The organism is Nitrosopumilus sp. S6, from assembly GCF_054515815.1.
In genome coordinates, this window is the sequence record NZ_JBTNRI010000011.1 from 13,293 (window position 1) to 33,715 (window position 20,423).

The window sequence follows — 20,423 nt, forward strand, 5'->3', positions numbered from 1 at the left end:
GTTCCAAATTATCTATATAATTAAAAAGTATCCAGTCCTTTGAAATCAATTTTTACAGAAAAACATTCATAATTTTTTTCATTGAATTCTTTTATGGTATTTTCTAAATTTGATTCATCAGTGAGGGCAAAAATACAACCTCCTCCACCTGCACCCGTAATTTTTGCTCCAAATGATGCTTTTTGTCCTATCTGAATCATGTTTCTAAGTTTGTCATTTGAAACTCCGATTCTCTCCAGATATTCTTGATTTTGTATTGCTTTTTGCCCTAAATCTTTAATGTTGTTTTCTTTTAGTGATCCTAAGACATTTTCAATAAGAACTGATTCATCTTCACATAATTTTGAGAATTCTTTTTCATTATTTTCTTTAAATTTTCTTACTCCTGCAACAACGTTTTCTGTTGAATGCTCGACATTTGAATTTGCAATAACTAGATGAAAATTAGGTTCAGATTCTATTTTTGAGAATCCATTTTTCTTATCATACTCCATTAATCCTCCAAAAGTACAAACAGTACAATCTGCGCCTGAAGTATTTTGAAAAATTGTTTTTTCAGCCTCTATTGCAAGTTTTAAAATTTCTTCTTTTGAAATATCTTCAAACAATTTTGAAATTGCAGCTGCTCCTGCTACACAACACGCAGATGATGAACCTAAACCTACTCCTAATGGAATATCTGATTCTACATCTATCTTGATTCCAGAATTTTTATTCTGGATTAGATTGTTTGCTAAATAATAAAATGGTTTTAGTGGCGAATTAATTTCTGAAATTGGTTTGTTTGGTTCTAATTCAAGTTCACCAATATTGGATTTAATTGAAATTTTTCTTTCACTAATCTCTTCTGCAGTAACTGTAATTCTTTTGTTAATTGCGCAAAGAATTGCTTTTACTCCGTATACAACAAAATGTTCTCCAAAAAGAATAACCTTTCCTGGAGCAGATGCTTTTGACTTCAAGTAAACACTTTAAGTTTTTGATTTATTTATTCGATTTCCTCTTCGGTAATCTTTGTTTCAAAATCATCAATTTCAACACTCATTGGATCATCTTCTTTTAATTCTCCTTTTTCAATGAGAATTTGGCGTACCAATAACCAGTAAACTGTAGCTAATGCTTTTCTTCCTCTGTTGTTTGCTGGTATGATTACATCGATATTTGATGTTATGTTGTCTGTATTTGCAATTCCAATTACTGGAATGCCTGCATTAGTTGCTTCAGTGATTGCCTGTTCATCAACTTGAGGATCTGAAATTAAAACTAATTTTGGTTCAATATAATATGGTAATGATGGATTTGTCAGGGTTCCTGGCATGAATCTTCCAAGTAATTTTTTAGAGCCTAATGTTTCACAGAATTTTTCAATTGGTGTTTCAGCATATTGTCTACCTGAACATACAATGAGATTTTCGACCCCTAATCTGTTGATGAATTTGGCTGCAGTCTTGATCTTGTCTAGTGTAATATCTAAATCGAGCATGTAGAGTCCTTCTGGACTAGCCTTGGTGATGAATGGTTTCATGAATTTTGTTTTGACTTGAGTACCTACTCTGATTCCTGTAGATAGGATCTTCTTCTTGATGTCTGTTGTTTCTGCTTGTTGGCTCATAGCGATTTTAAATCTCTGCCATACCGCGTATTAAATCATGCTCTGATAGGCGTAATAATTCATTTAATTTTGCCACTCTTTCTCCTCCTACAACGCCAACTTTAAGCAATTTTGACTTTGTTGCAAGGCCAATATGGGAAATCTGTGAATCTGTAGATTCGCCTGATCTGTGTGATGTGATTAATCTAATGTTGTTTTCATTTGCTAGATTTGCAAATTCTAGGGCATCATAAAGACTCCCTGCTTGATTAACTTTCAAAATTGCGGCATTACATGATTTCATATCAATAGCTTTTGAAAGAATACTTTTGTTTGTAACTGTAAGGTCGTCTCCTGTAATCAAAGTATTTGGAAATTTAGCTGTTAATTCTGACATGTCTTCAAATGCTTCTTCATGAACTGCGTCTTCTGCATAAATTAATTTGAATTTTTCAATAATGTCTGCTGCAAAATCTATTTGTTCAGATGTTGTATTTTCAAAACCTGCTCTATCATACACATACTTTGATTTTTCTTCATTCCATTGTGTTGATGATGCAAAATCAACTCCTAGTGATACTTCTTTTCCTAAAGTAAATCCTAAATTTTCACAAGCCTTTGCAGAAACTTCTAATGCTTTTTGATTTTCTAATTTTGGTGCCCATCCCCCTTCATCTCCTCTACCATTTGTAAAACTAGGATCTTCTTTTTCTAAAACAATACGTAATTCTTTGTGTACTGCTAAGTTTGTTTCAATTGCCTCTTCAATGCTTTTTGCACCTGTTGCACAAATTAAAATTTCTTGAATGTCGGGTGTACCTGGTCCGGCATGAGCTCCTCCTCCTAAAATATTTCCTAAAGGAAATGGAAATTTGAATGATGATTCATTTGATAGTGTTTTGAATAATGGTTGTTCAAGTGCTTTTGAGGCTGATTCCATGGATGCAATTGTTACTGCAAAAGCAAGTGCGCCCCCGATTTCAGAATAGTTTGATGAACTATCAAAACTTTTCAGAGTATCATGAATTACTTTTAGATCCGATGATTCTAAACCGATAAATTTTTGCGAATTTTCTTTTAAAATTTGAAGACTCTCTTCAGGTTTTCCATTGCGAAAACTTACTGCCTCATATTTTCCAACGCTTGCACCTGATGGAGCACAAACTCTTCCCAAATATTTTCCATCAGATTCAACATCTACTTCTATTGTTTTACTTCCTCTACTATTGTATAGAATACGTCCTTCAATTGAAGTGATCTTGGTCAAGTTATTCTAACTCAGATTGAACTTCTTGTTTTCTTCTCTGAATTGCTTCATAGAATGGAATTACTTGTTGAATTGTTTCAACAGTAGTTAGTAACATCCTTCTACAACAATATCTCTCAACTCCAACTGAATCTAGAGTTTTTTCTGGATCTTCTCCAGCTTTGATTTTATTTTGATAATCATCATATTTGTCGGCAATTAGATTTCCACACGTAAAACATCTAACAGGAATTAACATACGAACGAAAAAGTAATCAAGGATTATAAAAACCATGCATGGAAATTTCTTTGCGGGCGTCGCCCAGCCTGGCCAAAGGCGCTAGCTTGAGGGGCTAGTCTCTCAGGAGTTCGTGGGTTCAAATCCCATCGCCCGCATACCAACTTTGAAAATTATTTTTGAAATTTTTGTAATGTTTTGATTAACTCAGTTCTTCTCTTTTCTTCAGTAATTGCAGATCTGACATCATCAACTAAAATTCTATTTACATCAATTTTTCTTCTAGCTTCTTTTACTACTTTATCATACATTGAGAATGTGTAAAGTTGAAGATACAAGTTTTCCATTATTTCAAAAATTCTTGTTGCTTCTTCTATTTCACCAATTCTAATTTTATCAAATGTCATTCTCTTTAGTTCTCCGATACAGTCTAGTAATCCTAAAACATATGATTCTGGCATAACGCCTAATTTTTTATCTGATGGGATTTCTTTTTTCTCTACAACTGCAATTAGGCATGCTGCTTCAACAAATTCTTGTTCAGGTGTAATGATATATCTTCTAAGATCTCCTGTTGCTTTTCTCTTGTATTTTTTTAAGAGCATTTCTGCTTTTTTGAGATTACTTTTTCCTGTCTTTGTATCATTTTTATGAACTGCAATTATTGACCTACTACAAAGAATAATAATTTCCCGGGTATTTTTTAATAGAAATTCTCTAGAGTCTTGAACGTTGCCCAAAGACTTTGCAATTTTGTTCAGTGATGGTTTTACATTTTTTAACGTCATATTTTGTGTTCCATAAAACTGCCATAAAGTCGTTTTCTAAACTCTTATTTTGGATATGATTCTCACGTAAATTATGGAAATTACAGTTGAACAAATGTACAATATTGAAAATAAAGGTCATGATATGGGATTTTTAAAAAAATTCATGATGGAAAATGCTGGTGCTGCCTCAGTGAAAAGATTAGTTGAAAAACTTGGAAGTGTAGATTCAAAAAATATTTTGATTTTTGTTGGAATGGGAAATAATGGTGGTGATGGATTAGTAATGGCAAGACATCTTGCTGGGTATGGTGCCAAAGTTACCGTAATGCTTCTTGGAAAACCCGAAAATATCAAAACTGAGGAAAGTAATTGGAATTGGTCTATTTTGGAAAAAATGCCTTCTGTAAAACTCATGACTGGTGGTTCTACTGATTTTGATTTTAAGCCTGATGTGATTGTTGATGGGATTCTGGGTACTGGTATTTCTGGAGACATAAGAGAACCATATGCATCTGCAATCAATTACATCAATCAGACTGATTGTTACAAATTTGCCGTTGACGTCCCCTCTGGATTGGATCCTCAAACAGGTGAAACTGCAAACATTTTCACAAAATGTGATATGACTGTAACATTTCACAAAATGAAACAAGGCATTCCAAAACGAAAAGATTTGACGGGTGAATTATTTGCAGAAAAAATTGGGATTCCTCCCGAGGCAGAGGAGGGAATTTTGTGATAGTTCATCAAATTCCAGTTGGAAACATGCAAAATTTTTGTTACATTGTAGAGGATGAGGATACAAGTGAATCTATCATAATTGATCCCTCTTGGGATCTTATTGAGTTGGAGATGGTAATTAAAAAAAATGATTTGAAAATTAAATACATTGTTAACACTCATCATCACTTTGATCATACTCTTGGAAATGAAGCGATGGTAGAATCTACTAAAGCTCCAATTATTCAGCATGAAAATTCAGAATTAAAACATGACATTACTGTAAAAGATGGAGATTTCATCGAATTTGGTAACTCAAAATTAAAAGTTCTTCACACTCCTGGTCATTCAAAGGATAGTATTTGTTTGATAGGTGATGGAAAAATTTTTTCAGGCGATACATTATTTGTTGGAAATTGTGGTCGTATCGATTTACCTGGTGGTAGTGCAAAAGAACTCTATCATAGTCTATTTGATGTTCTTTATTCATTAGATGATAATTTGGTTCTATATCCTGGGCACAATTATGGCCATAAAGAGACATCTACAATAGGACAAGAAAAAATTACAAACATGGTAATGCAAAAGAGGACTGAACAACAGTTTCTTGATATGATGGGTTAGTGATTTTTTGGAAGATTTTGAATTATATGGCAATATTGATCTGGCTCAAAATTTCATTGATTCTGTAAAATCTGGCAGATTTCTTTTTTCGTTTGTTATTTCGTACACTGAAACGTCTGAAATTCCTGGAATAACTTTTGCTGGAGCAGATAAGAATTCAATTCAATTTACTCCTCCAGCTGATGCAGAATATCTCCATTACGGATATTGTAAGACTATTGATAAAATTCCAATGACTCCTGATGGCAAACCTACTCCTGGAATATTGACTAAAACTGCTCTAGAATCTGCAAGTATTTCTCATTTAACAATTAATGCTGGAAGTAAAATCGCCCCTCAATTACCTTTTATTGAATCTGGATTGCCTTTTGGAAAAAATATTTCAATCCAAGATGCAATGACTGACACTATCGTTTCTCGTGCAGTTGAATATGGACAAATTATTGGAAGAAGTTTAGCATCATTAACTGATTGTTTGATTATTGGTGAGTGTATTCCTGGTGGAACAACTACTGCACTAGCATTACTCAAAGCATTAGACTATGATGCAAAGGTTAGTTCAAGTATCCCTGATAATCCTGTTGAATTAAAAAATCAAATTGTAACCTCTGCACTTGAGAGAGTTGATTCTGATCATCCTTACAGTATTGTTGCAAAAATTGGTGATCCCATGATTCCTTTTGTTGCTGGAATGCTGAGCTCAGCTTCAAGTGTATCAAAAGTAATGTTGGCTGGTGGAACCCAGATGGCTGCAGTTTTGGCATTTGCATCAAAAATTGGATTCAATGAAGAAAACACTGCAATTGGAACTACATCTTATATTACAAATGACAAAAACGCAAATTTCAAAGAACTAGTTCATGATATTGCAGATATTCCCATCATCTCTGTAGATCCAGGCATGAGCAATTCCAAATTTTCTGGTTTAAAGGCATTTTCTGAAGGATTTGCAAAAGAAGGAGTGGGTGCTGGTGGCAGTATTATTTCATCAATGCTGAAAACTGGTAGTAATTCTGAAAATTTCTTGAGTTTAGTTGAAAAAGAATATCAAAGATTGTTTACTTGACTGTAACTGATTTTGCAAGATTTCTTGGATAATCTGGATCTGCATCTTTTTCTAGTGCTGCATAATATGATAGTAATTGAATTGGAATTATCTCTGAAATTGGATACAGTATTTCACTGATTTTTGGTATCTCAATCCAATAATCATAAACATCACTTTTCACATCAGACACTCCGATGATTTTTGCACCACGAGTTTTAATCTCTCTTGCGCTAGTAAGAGTATCTGAATACGTTGAATCATTTGGATTTAAAATAATTACAAATACATTGGAATCCATTAATGCAAGTGGTCCATGTTTTAACTCTCCACCTGCAATTCCTTCTGCATGAATGTATGTCAATTCTTTGAGTTTTAATGCTGATTCTGTTGCAATAGGATAGTTTATTCCACGTCCTAGAATGTAAATGTCTGAAACCTCTTTCAATTCTTTAGCGATTTCTTGAATGTTTTTTGGATTGTCTAATGTCTTTGAAATTGATTTTGAGAATTCTTCAAAATTAATTGTTATGTCGTTATTACTTAATTTCTGTACAATTTTGTATAATATTACAAGTTGTGATGTGAAACTTTTTGTTGCAGCCACTCCGATTTCTGGACCGCAATTCAAACCAATTACGACATCTGCTTCTCGTGCAAGTGAGGATGTTAATATATTTACAATTGCAATAATCTTACAATTTGCATTTTTTGCAATTTTTACTGCTTCTAAAACATCTGCACTCTCTCCACTTTGTGATATTGCAATTAGAATAGAATTCTCTTCAATCGCGTTTGGAGCAAATTGAAGTTCGCTTGACATAATTGGCTCAGCCTTGATTTTTACATATTTTGACAAAATTTGCTTTGCAATTAATGCCGAATTATAACTAGTTCCACTTCCTGTAATGTAGATATTTTTTGAATGTCTAATGTAATCTGTTGCTCTTTCAATATCGCTAATTGTTTTTTCTCCTGCTTTCAAAATTGTTTCAGGCTGCTCGTAAATTTCTTTTAATGTAAAGTGTGCATAATCTCCTTTGTATGCGTCTCCAAATTCTTTTGAAACTTTGGTGATCCCATATCCTGTTTTTTCTCCATCAAAATCTAAAATTTGGAATTTATCTTTGTCTAATATCACAAAAGTTCCATTTTCCATGTAAATTGCATCATCAGTAAATTCAATAAATCCTAAAACATCACTTGACAAAAAGAAATCACTTTCTCCTACTCCAATAATCAATGGTTCGTGAAATCTTGCAGCTGCTAATTGTCCATCTTCAAACATGGCAACAAATGCATAATGTCCTTTTAATGCTGAGACTGTTTTTAGAATTGTTTCTTTTACATTATTTGTTTGCTCATAATTTTTTTGAAGTAAATTTGCAATAATTTCACTATCTGTTTCACTTTTGAAAACATATCCGTCTTCTTCTAGTTGTTTTTTCAACTCTTCAAAATTTTCTATAATTCCATTATGTACAATTGCAATTTTTCCTGAATTGCTAGGATGTGGATGTGCATTTACATCTGTCACCTTTCCATGAGTTGCCCATCTTGTATGACCTATTCCAACTTTTCCAGGAAGTGTATCTAATTGCATTTTTGAATTAACTTCTTGTACTTTACCAATTCCTTTTTTTAATTCAATTTGGTTTTCTGATTCTGTTGCAACACCTACACTATCATATCCTCGATATTCCATTCTCTTTAGACCTTTTACAATTATGGGGGCTGCAGTTCCTTTTCCGTAATAACCGATAATTGAACACATAACTATTCTCCTGATAATTGGGGGTTATTTACTGATACGCCTAATTATTCTATGATTCAGTTGAAGAACTTTCATCTTTTTTTTCTTCAGCAGGAGCCTCAACTGTTTCTTCAGCAGGAGCCTCAACTGTTTCTTCAGCAGGAGCCTCACTTTTCGTCTTTTCTAAAACTTGTGGAATCTTTGATTCTGGTGCAAAATGAATATTGTCTTCTTCTTCTACTGTAACTGTATATGATGGAATGTCTACTTTTCTTTCACCAATCATAATGTGACCGTGAATAACTGCTTGTCTTGCTTGATATGGTGTTTTGAATCCTAATTTTTTTGTAACAATAGTTTGCAATCTTCTTGAAAGTAAATCATTTGGAGTCAAGTTAAGCACATCATCTAATGTTGCATCTGCACTAACTAATCCTATTCTAGCTAATGATTTCATTAAGATTGGTTCTTTCTCTTCTCTAACTTCTTGTCTTAATGCAAGCAATGATCTTGCTTGATGTCTTACTCTAGATAATTCGGTATGTGCTTTCCATAATTCTCTTTTAGTTCTTAATCCAAATGTTCCAAGTGTTTTCAACTCTTCCATTTTTAATTCATAATTAAGAGGTCTCTTTGGCTTTCTCCAAACTCTACGTGGATATTTTGGATCTCCCATTCAGAACACCTATTCTTTTTTCTCCGCTGGAGCTGCATCTGCTGCTGGAGCTGCGGCTGCATCTGCTGCTGGAGCTGCGGCTGCTGGAGCTGCGGCTGCTGGAGCATCAGAAGATGATTTCTTTGCAGGAGCTGCCATGCCACCTTTTGCAACACCAACTGCTCCGCCTTTTCTTCCAGATGTTCTTGTTCTTTGTCCTCTTACTTTGAGACCGCTAAGATGACGATAACCTCTCCAACTTGCAGTAATTCTTTCTCTTTCAATGTCATTTCTTAATGTAAATGGAATATCTGATGTTAGCAAATGTAAATCACTACCAGTTTCAATGTCTTTTCTTCTGTTAAGGAACCATGTTGGAAAATTACCTTCAACTGGGTTTGAAATTAGTTTCTCAATTGCTTGAACATTTTCCTCAGTAAGGTGACCTATGTTAGAATTTGAATCAATTTTTAATGTGTCAAGAATTGCTGTAGCAAAATTATATCCAATACCTTTGATCTGAGTTAACCCCACGAGCATTTTTCTCTCTCCTGGGATATCATTACCCACAATCCTAACAATGTGTCTATATTCTTGAGTGCTCAAGTATTCCAAAATTCAAAGAAACCCCGATAAAAACCATGCTAGGCACTATTTTGGGTGATTTTCGACATTTTTTGTATTGTATTCTTGTTTGTGGGCTTAATTGTATTTTGATTATCTAAAGTCTTCATCCTCTGTCCAATCATTACCTTGAACGTTCCATTGATTGCATTGACAGCATTTTTTGACACCTCGCTGGGCATCAATATCTATGCAGAAACAATGTTCTCCCTTTCCTGATGGGTCATTTCCACAAAGCTTTTGCATAGTGTATTGTGGGTTTTTTTCTTAATTATCTTATTGGATTTTGAAAAGTTATAACTTTCCACATCTTCATTTCTATTGAAATGACGGAAACTTTTGATCGCGAAAAGGTTGTAGATTGTATGTTTGATCCAATAACCTCTTCAATTTTGGCAGAATTGGAAGATGGTGAAAAAACAAGTTCTTTTTTGGCCGAACAAGCTTCTATTCCTGAATCTGAAGTCTTTGAAAGATTGTCTTATTTGATAGAACACGGATTTATCACAAAAAACACTGATGGTGAAACTACTCTTTCTGCAAATTCTGATAAACTTAGTAGCATTGTTGAAAGTAGTGATAATTTTGATCAAACCATCAGCGGTCTTGAAAAAATGGATAGCTATCTAAACTGATTTCTTTTTACTCTTTATCCTGTAAATTCCAGAACCTACCAACCCAACCATCCCGATTATCAAAATATATGCTGAAACAAAACTAAGTGATTTTTTTCCTGCATCTGGACGTGGCCCTATTGCACCAAACACTTGTGTTTCTTCATTGGAGTTACTTTGAATGATCAGTTTGTATTCTCCTGTGTCAAAAATATCAAATTCCTCTTCGATAGTTTCTTCATCTATATTTTTTGAAACTATTTCATTTTCAAATGGATCTAATATTTTGGCTGAAACTCTATTTTCCTTAAACTCCATTACTTGTACTGCAAAAACACCTACGGATGATTCTTCTGAGTTAAATTCTCCTGAGATGATCAAATCTTGGTTTGAACTAATCTTGCCATTTCCTTGAAAGACACCTTCTAGGATTACTTGGTTGCCTACTGCAAGTAAGACTAGTCCTATTACAATCAATGCCCCTGAAACAACTAGAATAACTCCGGCCTTTTGCATAATTTGGAACTTTTTTTCTTTACTTTAAACCTAATTTTTTATAATTTACTGATTTAGCCCTGTTTAACAAAGTTAGATTAGGCTAAAAAAGTTAGCTTAGGTTAAATTTAAATAAAGAACTCTTGGTTTTAATTTATGAGAATTACTCGTTCAAACGCAATGATTTTACTTATTTCAATTACTGTGGGTCTTTCTTTAGTTGTGGTATTTCCTACAATTTCTGAAGCTCAATCTGAACAAAAAACATTTGTTACTCATTCAGGGGCTGTTGTAAAAACATCTGGTGAAATAATTGATCCTCTTTATACTGTTTCAACAGTAGAATTTGATCCTGATGAATTTTTACGAAATTTTGAATATGGGAGAGTCTCTATTTCTGAAAGTGGACAGACAATTAGAGATTATACAATAATTGCTGAAGATGACAGAGTTCAAGAAATTTCACCTGGTATTTTCTTTAATGTTTGGACTTTTAATGGAACTGTTCCTGGACCTACCATAAGAGCTACTGAAGGAGATATTGTTAGAATCAAATTCATCAACAATGGTTCAAAAGAACACACAATGCATTTTCATGGAATTCATCCTGCTGGAATGGATGGTGTCTTTGAACCTGTAGGGGGAGGCGGTGGACAATTTGTATATGAATTTGAAGCCGGACCTGTTGGAGTTCATCCATATCATTGTCATATCATGCCACTTGAGGAACATATTGTACGTGGTCTTTATGGTGTCTTCATAGTTGATCCAAAAGAGGGAAGACCTGCAGCTGATGAAATGGTTATGGTTTTAAATGGTTTGGATATGGATTTTGATGGTGAAAACAATTTCTATGCTGCAAACACAATTCCATTTTACTATCAACATCATCCTATCCAAATTAACACTGATGAGTTAATTCGAGTTTATGTAGTCAATATGGTCGAATTTGATCCAATAAACAATTTACATCTTCATGGTAATCTGTACAAGTATTATCCAACAGGCACTGATCTTGTTCCATCATTTTACACCGATATGATAACCATGTCTCAAACTGAGCGTGGAATCATGGAATTTGAATATGATTATCCTGGAAAGTACTTGTTCCATGCCCACAAAGTAGAGTTTTCAGAGAAAGGATGGGTTGGAATATTTCTTGTAAAAGATAACCCCGAAAAAAATACTCAGGATGCAGAATATGGAACTTAGTGATAAGTCATCTAACGGAAGAGTCATTGCAAGTGGAGTAATTCCATTTGCTTTTGTAATTTTGATGATGGTGTACATTTTTGGTCCTGGTGCTGATTTATTAGATTTAGGTATTCCATTACCTGAAATAACTATTGAAAAAGTTGATTTTGTTGATTCGGAAATTCAAGCAACTGTAAGAAACACCGGACCAATTCCTGTTGAAGTAGCTATGGCAGATGTAAATGATCGAATTCAACCAGCTGCTGTAGAACCTGATAGGTTCCTTGAAAGGTTTGAGACAACCTTAGTTAGAATTCCATTTGAATGGAATGAAGCAGAGCCATACATTATTGGAATAACAATTGAGGATGGAACACGATTTGAAAAAGAAGTTGAAGCAGCTGCTCCTGCATTAGAACCTACTTTAGATCTAGCTATCTTTTTTGCAATTATTGGAACTTATGTTGGAATTATTCCTGTGATGATTGGATTATTGTGGCTTCCTTTTATCAAGAAGATAAGCAAACAAAAATTCCACTTCTTTTTAGCATTGACTGCCGGATTATTGCTTTTCTTAGCAATTGATTCTATCGAAGAAGCAATGGAAGTTTCTGATGAAAGTCTAGCAGGAAGCTTCAATGGCGGTTTACTAGTTGCTACTGTGACAATATTGTCTTTTCTTGGATTGTACTATTCAGGAAACAAGCTTGTTGAAAGAGCTAGTTCATCAAAACTTGCAAAACCTGTTGCAATCGCATTAATGATTTCTATTGGAATCGGACTGCATAATTTTGGTGAGGGATTAGCAATTGGTGCAGCCGTTGGATTGGGCTCTGTTGCATTTAGCACATTTTTGATTGTAGGATTTGCTTTACACAATACTACTGAAGGAATAGCAATTGCAGCCCCTATGTCTCGTGGAAAATTGATGATTGGAAAACTTGCTGCTATGGGCATGATTGCTGGTGCTCCTGCTATTTTTGGTGCATGGATTGGTGGTTTTTCCTACTCTCCATTTACTTCGGTAATTTTTCTCTCAATTGGTGCTGGAGCAATATTTCAGGTAATTGTTGTTATCACGAAATGGATTCGAGATGAAGGTGATAATAATCTCTCGAGTGCATCAGTAGCATCTGGATTTGCTGTAGGAATGCTTGTAATGTATTTGACAAGTATTTTGGTTTAGTTTGGTTCTGGATGAATCGTAATTACAGCATCATCAATTTCTTCTCTTATGATATGTTCAATCTCTGATGTCAAGTCATGAACTTTTTCAATTGATAATTTTTTGTCAAACGAACAATCAATATCTATCTTGAGTATGTTTTCAAAATTCAATGATACAATCCTTCCAATTTTTTTAATTTCCGGATATTTCTCTAAAATTATCTTAATTTTCTTCTCAGTGATTTTATCTTCCAAGTTGAAGTTTTCTGGTACTGTGACAAATGGTTCCAAGTGAATCGTAGCATGTTCCATCTCTGGTATGTTGTCCTGGATTTTTTGTTCTATGTTCTCTGATATTTTGTGAGCTGATGATAGATTCATCTCTCTGTCTACCATTACGTGTAAGTTACAAAATGTCTTTCCTTTGGTTTTATGTGTACTGACATTGTGTACTCCTTTTACTCCTTCTACACTTTTGGCAATATCTAGAATTTTTGCATCTAATGGAACGTCTTCCCAATCAGGCTCAAAATGGATTGTAATTGATGTATTTGGGAATTTATTTTTAATATTTTTCTCAACATTGTCACTTATCTCATGCGCTCTATCAAAACTCGTATCACCTCTTAATGATATTGTAACGTCTGCAAAAATTGTATCTCCAGAACGTCTCATTAGTATGGGATCTGCCCCAATAACCCCTTCTGTTGATGTTGAAATGTCTCTTACATTTTTGACAAGCTCTGGTGAAATAATATCTGTCAAATCAAGAGCTGTTTTGTAAACTAGTTTGACACTAAGTACTGCTAGCAAGCCTCCTAAAATTAATGCTGCAACAAAGTCACCATGATACATGCCATAAGATACCAAAATTATTCCAATAATTGCTACTAATGTTGATCCAAGATCCATGAATGCGTGATAAAAATCTGCTTTGAGTGTTGTTCCCCCAATTTTTTGAATTGATCTTCTCAAAAGAATTATTCGAAAAACATCAATTCCTATTGTGTATAGTCCGCCAATTATTGCAAACATTCCGGGCAACACATTTGGTGGAGGACTTTGTATTCTGTTAATGGATTCATAAATGAAAAAACATGCAATTAGAAAAATTGCAATTCCTCCAATTAATCCTCCTAATGATTCTATTTTTCCATGACCATAGGTATGTTCTGCATCTGGTGGCTTTATTGCCATTCTTGCAGCTAAAAGTAACACCAAAGTCACTACACTATCCAACAATGCATGAATACTATCTGTGATTAGCGCCAAACTGTTTGAGACAAGACCGAAAATTAATTCAACCACAAATGCTGAAAAAATAGCTAAAAGTGAAATTTGTAATACCTTGCTTCTCTGTACAAACATTTTCTTATTTTCTAATAATTTCTATCATGTATTACAAGTTTCTAAGGAGCAATCATACGATAACGTTATTTGGAAAGAGACTTCATTTTCGATATTGGACAAAAATTGGTTGTTTTTGTTAGGTTTTTTCTCAATTATGCTCATTCCAGTTATGGATGCATATGCCTCTAATCCTAATCTGTACGTATCTGCTGAAAATTCAGAATTTGGTAATGTTTTTGCAGGTTCTATGGTAATTGAAGTAGTTATTCGAGATTCCAATATTTCTGATACTGGTGAAGGAAAAGGCGAACCTGACGTTACTATTAATGGGAAAACACTCCGTATGGTACAAGCAACGGACGGGCATTGGTATGCATATTTTGCAAATGTTGACAAGGCAAAAATTGCTGATGCAACTGTTGGTTTGGCAGGCAAAGGATTAGACTTTGGAGAATTTTGCAGTCGTGATACTGCAACATCTGTCTTTGGAATATCTCTTAGTGAAACTGACGGTTTTGCAATTCCTAGACCTGGCTCTGTTTCTGGCTCTACTAATGGTGATTCATCTTTTTCTGCATGTACTACTAGTCCTACAAACACCTCTAATCATAATAATGTCGTCAGAAATGCAAAATCCATTAATACCAATTCCAATGTATCTGTTGGCCAAATTGGATTAGATGCTGATGCGTGGCCATTGATCCAACTCTATTCTTTTGATGATGTAACAATACAATACAATCCTGCTGGACCATCTCAAAAAGTATATCTTGATTATGATGAAATCCAAACTATTTCTTTAGAACTTGATAGAGAACTTTATCCTAAAAACTCTGAAGTTTTTCTAACTCTTAATGACATTCAATTAAATCAAGACCCAACCGATGAGGATTCTTGGACATTTAATGTTAATTCTCCAATAAGTACATTTTATCAAGCATTTGATAATTCCGGAAATAATGACGCAAATGGAAATACAGGATTGGTAAATCTGGTTCCTCATCTTTCAAATTTAGGATTTGAAGATAATGGAAAATTGTCTCTCAATCTTGGAAATATTATGAAATTAAAAACAAACAATGATCAACCCACTTCTTCGGTATCTGATGCAGTTCCAAACACTTACTCCAACATAGTTACATTAACTGAACAAAAACCAAACTCTGGGATATTCTCTAGTTCTGATCATAGTGATCAATCAGTAATTGGTATTTTAGATGATGCTCCTAGAGGACAAACTGGACAAATAACATACAATAAAGAATCTATTTCTGTAATTACTGGATTCTCTACAGCTTCTGTCTCTTTTGATGAAGAGCCTTTTCTAACAATTGGATATGATGGTCCACTTAGACCTGGTACTGAATACTCTGTCATATTGATTGATCCTGATCAAAATTTGAATACTGGTGCTAGAGATCATCTTGATGTCTTTAGAGACTCTGCACTAATTCCTACAATCACCATCGGAAATCCTGTTACTTTAGAACATGCGCATAGTGTTGAATTTCATTCATCATCTCCTACCTTATCTGGAGGTGATGATGCTAATTCTTCTGTTCCTGACTCAAATTCTGATATATTGATAATTGATACTTCAAATGTTTCTGATGCTTCTTATGAGATGATTTCAATTAATTTGGGTATTTCTGCCTCATCTTTAGCATCCTCTCTTCTTGATTCTTCAGAATCTAACACTGATGGTACAAACTGGATAAATTATGATTTAAGATCCCTCGAAAATGAACTAGAAATTTCTGATTTTAGTAGTGCCACATTTGCACTTGCATTTGGATCTCGTGATTCCACTCCTCAAATTGTAATTGCTGATGATGGTGATGTGTCTTCATCTCAAGGATTTATTCAAATTGATAATAATGATGTAGAGGATATTAAGACAAAAACTGGTAGTGTATTTCTAATAATTGATTTTGATTCTTCTGATACGGTTAAAGTTTCTAATGAATCCAATAAACTCCCAATAGTTTTTGACTTTTTTTCATTTGGATTAAAAAACAATGACAGCATAAACAATTCTATTTACCGTTTTGAATTAGAAGAAACACAAGACAACTCATCTACTTTTGAAGGTACTTTTGAATATGCTGTTGCAAACCAACTAAATATTCTTGATCCTAATTTTATTCGAACTACACAAACAATTGATGATGAAATAAAAATTATCGTTACTAATAGATTAATTGATGAAGATGGTGTTGCAATATCTTATGCTGATTTAGATTCTGTTGGGGTAACAACTACAACTACAAGTAAAACTGATGTCGCAACAAATTCTGGTAAAGTTTCTACAACTTCATCAACATTTCGATTTGGTCAACCTGTAACTATCACCCTTAGTGATTCTGATCTTAATTTGAAAAGTGACACAGTTGAAATTTATCAAGTGATTAATGATCCTAACTCTGACAATGTTGATACTGTAGGAAAAGATGGAGAAATATTGTTAGAGGTAAAACTCAAAGATATTCGTTACAAGCGATGTACTGTAAATGGAGTTGAACATGGCGGTTTAGCTTCTACTGGATTTACACTTGTAGAAACAGGACCTAGTACAGGAATTTTTACAGGAGTTTTCAAAATGCCATCTCAAATTTGTGATAAAACAGGCTCAAAATTAATTTCTACTGCTGGTGGAAGTCTTGATGTCCGTTATTATGACTCTCGTGATTCTTCTGGAAATGCAAATATTTTCAGTTTACTTAATTCAAAATCTTCTGTATCCTATTCTACTTCTGCTAAATTAAGTTCAGAAAAAGTGACAATTCCAACAAGTGGTTCTTCTAAAGAAATTATTTTGACAGGAAGTATTCAAAACCATAAACGAGGCGTTCCATTATCCATCGAACTAACAAATCCTGATGGTACAAAACAAAACTTTGCTGCATCTCTAAGTAATAGTGGAGGTTATCGTTCTATGTTTACTGTTCAACCAAACACTTTACCTGGAACATATTTTGTTTATCTCTCATATGATGGAAAAAACATTGGAACTCTTTCATTTAGTGTAGTTTCTGAAAATGTCCCTGATTGGGTGAAAAATAATGCACGTTGGTGGTCTTCTGACAATATTTCTGATGGTGAATTTATCAACGGAATTGAACATCTAATAGACACTGGTGTAATTTCAATTGAGCCCTCTGAAAGAAGTTTAATAGAACAAGAAATTCCTGATTGGATTAAAAATACTGCAAAGTGGTGGGCTGACGATCAAATTCCAGAAGGCGAATTTATAAAATCGATTCAATACTTGGTCAAAAAAGGTATAATTCGAATATAATCTGGTCAATTTTTCTTTCATCAAATACATAAATACTCACAACCCATGAATCAAAATGAAAATGAGGACTGCAAGTATCTTTGCATTTACATTATTAGCTGTTTCGATTATGTCCTTTGGCATGACTGGTCCTGCTTTTGCAGCAAACTCATACATAGAAGTATCTTCTAATTCTGGAAATGTTGGCAATGGTGATCCAATTATCATATCTGGAACTATTGTAGATTATGAAGATGCTGGTCATGCACTTACTTTCACAATTATATCTCCTGATAACAGTATTGTACAGATTGGTCAGGTAATGAGTGGCGTAAGTTCTGATGGTACTTTTGAATTAAATCTTGTTGGAGGAGGTCCTTTATGGAAAAACTCTGGCGAATATACTGTTAATTTCTTTTATGGTCCAACTAAAGGTGATGTTGAGATAAATTATGTTGGTGGAAGTGCTAAACCTACACCAAGCCCTGAGCCAAAACCAACACCCGAACCAACACCTGAGCCAGAACCTGAGCCAGAACCTGAGCCAGAACCTGAGCCAGAACCTGAGCCAGAACCTGAGCCAGAACCAGAACCAACATGTGGACCTGGAACAGAACTAGTTAACGGAATGTGTCAAGTAATCAAAACTGATGAACCAGAATCAAAAGGTGGCGGATGTCTAATTGCAACTGCTGCATATGGAACTGAATTAGCACCACAAGTTCAATTCTTAAGAGAAATTAGAGATAACACTGTAATGAGTACTGCATCTGGTGTATCATTTATGACCGGATTCAACCAATTATACTATTCATTCTCTCCGACAATTGCTGATTGGGAAAGAGAAAACCCAATGTTCCAAGAAGCAGTTAGGGCATTTATCACACCAATGATTTCAACACTATCTATCATGACATTGGCTGAAGATGGTTCAGAAGTTGAAGTTTTAGGATTAGGAATTTCTGTTATTGCACTTAACTTGGCAATGTATATTGCAGCACCAGCATTAATTGGATTCAAAGTTCACAAATCTCTAAAATCTAGAAAATAATCTTCTAGGATTACTCTAGGTTATTATACTGAAACACATTATCTTATTTCATGCATATTGAATATGAGGAATTTGATTCCATTGAAGATATTTTCATGTATTTGGCATCAGCTGCACCGCCAATGAAGAATACCATTCCGATTAATTCTTACAAGGATCATGTAATGTCCTTTATTCCACTTAGCCCTTCTACTGGAGAAACATATCTGATGTTGTATGTCAAAGGTTCATTGGAACCCGGAATCTATGAATTTGATGTACCTTCAAAATCTTACAAAAAAGTAGATAATATCGAAAGAGCCGACAAAGTTTACTTTGTGTCTTTAACACCAAAACGAAATACCATTGCAGATATAGCTCTGGAAAATCTATAGTTTCTTTGTTTGAATTTTAGGAGCAGATACTGATCTACTTCTGGCATATTTGTCAATTATCTCATCAGGTGTTCTTCCATTAAAGAGATCTTTGCACAATCCTCTTAGATATCTCATAATTGCCCAAGTTCCTGCTTTCAAAATTCCGTACATGAAAACTTTCATTGGTGGACCATATGTCTTGTTTCTGAGAATAATTGGAATAATATCATTAATTACACGGAGATTGTTTTCCCAACACTTCCAAAACAAAGTGAATTGAGCTTCATTCAAGTTTCCAAAGTGCATTGAATTCTTTTCACTAAAGTCTTGATACAATAATGGGGCTACTAATCCTCTAAAGTCCATCTCTCTAAAGTCACTCATCATATCAATTGTATATTGAATATCGTCTGGTGTTTCATCTGGCCAACCGATAATGATTGTAGCAGCTGGGAACCAGTGATTTTCATTAAGAATTTTTGCACCTTCTCTAACTACACTTCCCCACTCTTCAGTTGAAAATGGTCTTGTTTTGACACCAAGATGTTTCTTTACCATATCTGGTGCAACTGTTTCGATTCCTAAGTTAGTTGCAAGCCATCTTCCTGATTTATCTTGACCATTGATGTGTGAAATTTGTTGCATCAATGTTGGATCTGCAGCAACTGCAGAAAATGTCATGTGTGTTGTTCCAATAAAGTTTGCACCGAGCCCCTTTAATGACTTCCACAAATCTGTAATTGCATCTCTGTTTGGAACAAAGTCTCTATTATCGCATCCATAAAGTAACATTTCATCAGAATGTAACCATATTGAATCAAAACCATAATCTAAATTGATTTTTGCCTCATGTTGTAATCTTTCTACAGGTAAATCCTTCTTTGATCTTTTATTCACATCACAAAAGTCACAACCTCTTCCACAACCTCTCATTGCTTCAATCAAAGAATTGATTGTAGGTCCTTCAATAACTGGAATATTTTCAAGGTTTCTTACAAAACAATGCATTAATTCTGGTGCATCATTTTTCTCTAAATCTTGGAATAAGTCAATTGCTAGTTCATCGGCTTCTCCAACTACTACTGTATCTATTCCATGGATTTTCATTCTATCTGATTTTGCTAATTCCCATGCTCCGTTTCCTCCAACAACAACTTTGAAATCATATTTCTTTTTGAGTTGAATTATACTTGCACACATTTTTTTAAATTTCATTGCAACATATGACAACTTTTCTGGTGACATTGTTGTAGTAACTGGTGCCATTCCTAGTGGATCCATTACGTTGATACCTACTACTTTGGTATCTGGTCCAATTGATTTGTGTAACATGTCTGGATGTCCGATGAATACATCCTCTCTGTTGTAACCTCCTTGAATCAATGAACTTTCAATTCTTCTTAATCCAATTTGTGCAACCTTTGCTTCTCCAGTGATTGGGTCTGTTTCAACTGATGGACAAAATACTTTGTCAAAAACCCATTCCGGTAGAACCTCATATGGTCCACAAGCAATAAACCCATACAGAAAATTTCCTCTATAATTTGTCATTAAACTACGATCAGCAGTTAATACAACACGTTTGCCAGCCAACTATCACATTTCGTTTAACTATGTTATATATCATTTACGAGGTTAATTTGCCTCTTGAAT

21 protein-coding genes and 1 tRNA gene are annotated in these 20,423 nt (G+C 34.3%); 10 read left to right on the forward strand and 12 right to left on the reverse strand.

Annotated elements, in window-relative coordinates; translation table 11 throughout:
* Positions 1–20: 20 nt before the first annotated feature.
* The 4 genes from mvk to ACX12B_RS07685 are packed head-to-tail and all read right to left on the reverse strand — an operon-like array spanning position 21 to position 3,096.
* A complete protein-coding gene (gene mvk / locus ACX12B_RS07670) occupies positions 21–962 on the reverse strand; it encodes a mevalonate kinase (RefSeq protein ID WP_459353435.1) in 942 nt (313 codons plus the stop codon).
* Between the two features lie 26 nt (positions 963–988).
* Positions 989–1,612 (reverse strand): 30S ribosomal protein S2, encoded by a 624-nt coding sequence (gene rpsB / locus ACX12B_RS07675; protein ID WP_459353436.1) that lies wholly within the window; start codon positions 1,610–1,612, stop codon positions 989–991.
* A 7-nt stretch (positions 1,613–1,619) separates the two neighbouring features.
* Positions 1,620–2,858, reverse strand: coding sequence for a phosphopyruvate hydratase (gene eno / locus ACX12B_RS07680; protein ID WP_459353437.1), 1,239 nt, complete (start codon positions 2,856–2,858; stop codon positions 1,620–1,622).
* Between the two features lies 1 nt (position 2,859).
* Positions 2,860–3,096, reverse strand: coding sequence for a DNA-directed RNA polymerase subunit N (locus ACX12B_RS07685; protein WP_014962586.1), 237 nt, complete (start codon positions 3,094–3,096; stop codon positions 2,860–2,862).
* A 52-nt stretch (positions 3,097–3,148) separates the two neighbouring features.
* On the opposite strand from ACX12B_RS07685, the gene ACX12B_RS07690 reads away from it, so the two are divergent.
* Positions 3,149–3,233: transfer RNA gene (locus ACX12B_RS07690), tRNA-Leu, on the forward strand.
* Positions 3,234–3,248: 15 nt separating this feature from the next.
* On the opposite strand, the gene ACX12B_RS07695 is transcribed toward ACX12B_RS07690, so the two are convergent.
* Positions 3,249–3,863, reverse strand: a complete 615-nt coding sequence (locus ACX12B_RS07695) for an RNA-binding protein (protein ID WP_459353438.1) — start codon at positions 3,861–3,863, stop codon at positions 3,249–3,251.
* A gap of 73 nt (positions 3,864–3,936) precedes the next feature.
* Between ACX12B_RS07695 and ACX12B_RS07700 the strand changes: the two genes are divergently transcribed.
* From ACX12B_RS07700 to cobT, 3 genes are read left to right on the forward strand one after another with little or no spacing between them, the layout of a single operon-like run.
* Entirely contained in the window at positions 3,937–4,584 is a 648-nt protein-coding gene (locus ACX12B_RS07700; protein WP_459353439.1) for an NAD(P)H-hydrate epimerase, read from the forward strand.
* On the forward strand, positions 4,581–5,189 hold the full coding sequence (locus tag ACX12B_RS07705; protein ID WP_459353440.1) for a hydroxyacylglutathione hydrolase family protein: 609 nt from the start codon (positions 4,581–4,583) through the stop codon (positions 5,187–5,189). The genes ACX12B_RS07700 and ACX12B_RS07705 overlap by 4 nt, the downstream gene beginning before the upstream one ends.
* A 7-nt stretch (positions 5,190–5,196) precedes the next feature.
* Positions 5,197–6,255 carry a nicotinate mononucleotide-dependent phosphoribosyltransferase CobT gene (cobT, locus tag ACX12B_RS07710; protein ID WP_459353441.1) on the forward strand — a complete coding sequence of 353 codons (1,059 nt, stop codon included), beginning with the start codon at positions 5,197–5,199 and terminating at the stop codon, positions 6,253–6,255.
* Here the strand turns inward: cobT and glmS are convergent.
* From glmS to ACX12B_RS07730, 4 genes are all read right to left on the reverse strand, one after another.
* On the reverse strand, positions 6,248–8,008 hold the full coding sequence (glmS, locus tag ACX12B_RS07715) for a glutamine--fructose-6-phosphate transaminase (isomerizing) (protein WP_459353442.1): 1,761 nt from the start codon (positions 8,006–8,008) through the stop codon (positions 6,248–6,250). The genes cobT and glmS overlap by 8 nt on opposite strands.
* A gap of 49 nt (positions 8,009–8,057) precedes the next feature.
* Positions 8,058–8,663 (reverse strand): 30S ribosomal protein S4, encoded by a 606-nt coding sequence (locus ACX12B_RS07720; RefSeq protein ID WP_459353443.1) that lies wholly within the window; start codon positions 8,661–8,663, stop codon positions 8,058–8,060.
* A 9-nt stretch (positions 8,664–8,672) separates the two neighbouring features.
* Complete coding sequence (locus ACX12B_RS07725) at positions 8,673–9,248, reverse strand: 30S ribosomal protein S13 (protein WP_459353444.1); 576 nt, start codon at positions 9,246–9,248, stop codon at positions 8,673–8,675.
* 111 nt (positions 9,249–9,359) lie between these two features.
* Complete coding sequence (locus ACX12B_RS07730) at positions 9,360–9,512, reverse strand: hypothetical protein (protein ID WP_459353445.1); 153 nt, start codon at positions 9,510–9,512, stop codon at positions 9,360–9,362.
* A gap of 80 nt (positions 9,513–9,592) precedes the next feature.
* On the opposite strand from ACX12B_RS07730, the gene ACX12B_RS07735 reads away from it, so the two are divergent.
* Positions 9,593–9,901 (forward strand): winged helix-turn-helix domain-containing protein, encoded by a 309-nt coding sequence (locus ACX12B_RS07735; RefSeq protein ID WP_459353446.1) that lies wholly within the window; start codon positions 9,593–9,595, stop codon positions 9,899–9,901.
* Here the strand turns inward: ACX12B_RS07735 and ACX12B_RS07740 are convergent.
* On the reverse strand, positions 9,893–10,396 hold the full coding sequence (locus ACX12B_RS07740) for a hypothetical protein (RefSeq protein WP_459353447.1): 504 nt from the start codon (positions 10,394–10,396) through the stop codon (positions 9,893–9,895). The two genes, ACX12B_RS07735 and ACX12B_RS07740, sit on opposite strands and share 9 nt — an antisense overlap.
* Positions 10,397–10,555: 159 nt before the next feature.
* Between ACX12B_RS07740 and ACX12B_RS07745 the strand changes: the two genes are divergently transcribed.
* Together ACX12B_RS07745 and ACX12B_RS07750 are read left to right on the forward strand one after the other, a co-directional pair.
* Entirely contained in the window at positions 10,556–11,587 is a 1,032-nt protein-coding gene (locus tag ACX12B_RS07745) for a multicopper oxidase domain-containing protein (RefSeq protein ID WP_459353466.1), read from the forward strand.
* A complete protein-coding gene (locus ACX12B_RS07750; RefSeq protein WP_459353448.1) occupies positions 11,577–12,755 on the forward strand; it encodes a ZIP family metal transporter in 1,179 nt (392 codons plus the stop codon). The genes ACX12B_RS07745 and ACX12B_RS07750 overlap by 11 nt, the downstream gene beginning before the upstream one ends.
* Here ACX12B_RS07750 and ACX12B_RS07755 read toward each other — a convergent pair.
* Complete coding sequence (locus ACX12B_RS07755; protein WP_459353449.1) at positions 12,752–14,104, reverse strand: cation diffusion facilitator family transporter; 1,353 nt, start codon at positions 14,102–14,104, stop codon at positions 12,752–12,754. The genes ACX12B_RS07750 and ACX12B_RS07755 overlap by 4 nt on opposite strands.
* A 94-nt stretch (positions 14,105–14,198) precedes the next feature.
* Here ACX12B_RS07755 and ACX12B_RS07760 point away from each other — a divergent pair, with 94 nt between their 5' ends.
* From ACX12B_RS07760 to ACX12B_RS07770, 3 genes are read left to right on the forward strand one after another with little or no spacing between them, the layout of a single operon-like run.
* Positions 14,199–17,384, forward strand: coding sequence for a peptidase (locus ACX12B_RS07760; RefSeq protein WP_459353450.1), 3,186 nt, complete (start codon positions 14,199–14,201; stop codon positions 17,382–17,384).
* Between the two features lie 55 nt (positions 17,385–17,439).
* Positions 17,440–18,414 carry a CFI-box-CTERM domain-containing protein gene (locus tag ACX12B_RS07765; RefSeq protein WP_459353451.1) on the forward strand — a complete coding sequence of 325 codons (975 nt, stop codon included), beginning with the start codon at positions 17,440–17,442 and terminating at the stop codon, positions 18,412–18,414.
* Positions 18,415–18,464: 50 nt separating this feature from the next.
* Positions 18,465–18,788, forward strand: a complete 324-nt coding sequence (locus ACX12B_RS07770; protein ID WP_459353452.1) for a hypothetical protein — start codon at positions 18,465–18,467, stop codon at positions 18,786–18,788.
* Here the strand turns inward: ACX12B_RS07770 and ACX12B_RS07775 are convergent.
* Entirely contained in the window at positions 18,783–20,363 is a 1,581-nt protein-coding gene (locus ACX12B_RS07775; RefSeq protein ID WP_459353453.1) for a B12-binding domain-containing radical SAM protein, read from the reverse strand. The genes ACX12B_RS07770 and ACX12B_RS07775 overlap by 6 nt on opposite strands.
* Positions 20,364–20,423 lie beyond the last annotated feature (60 nt).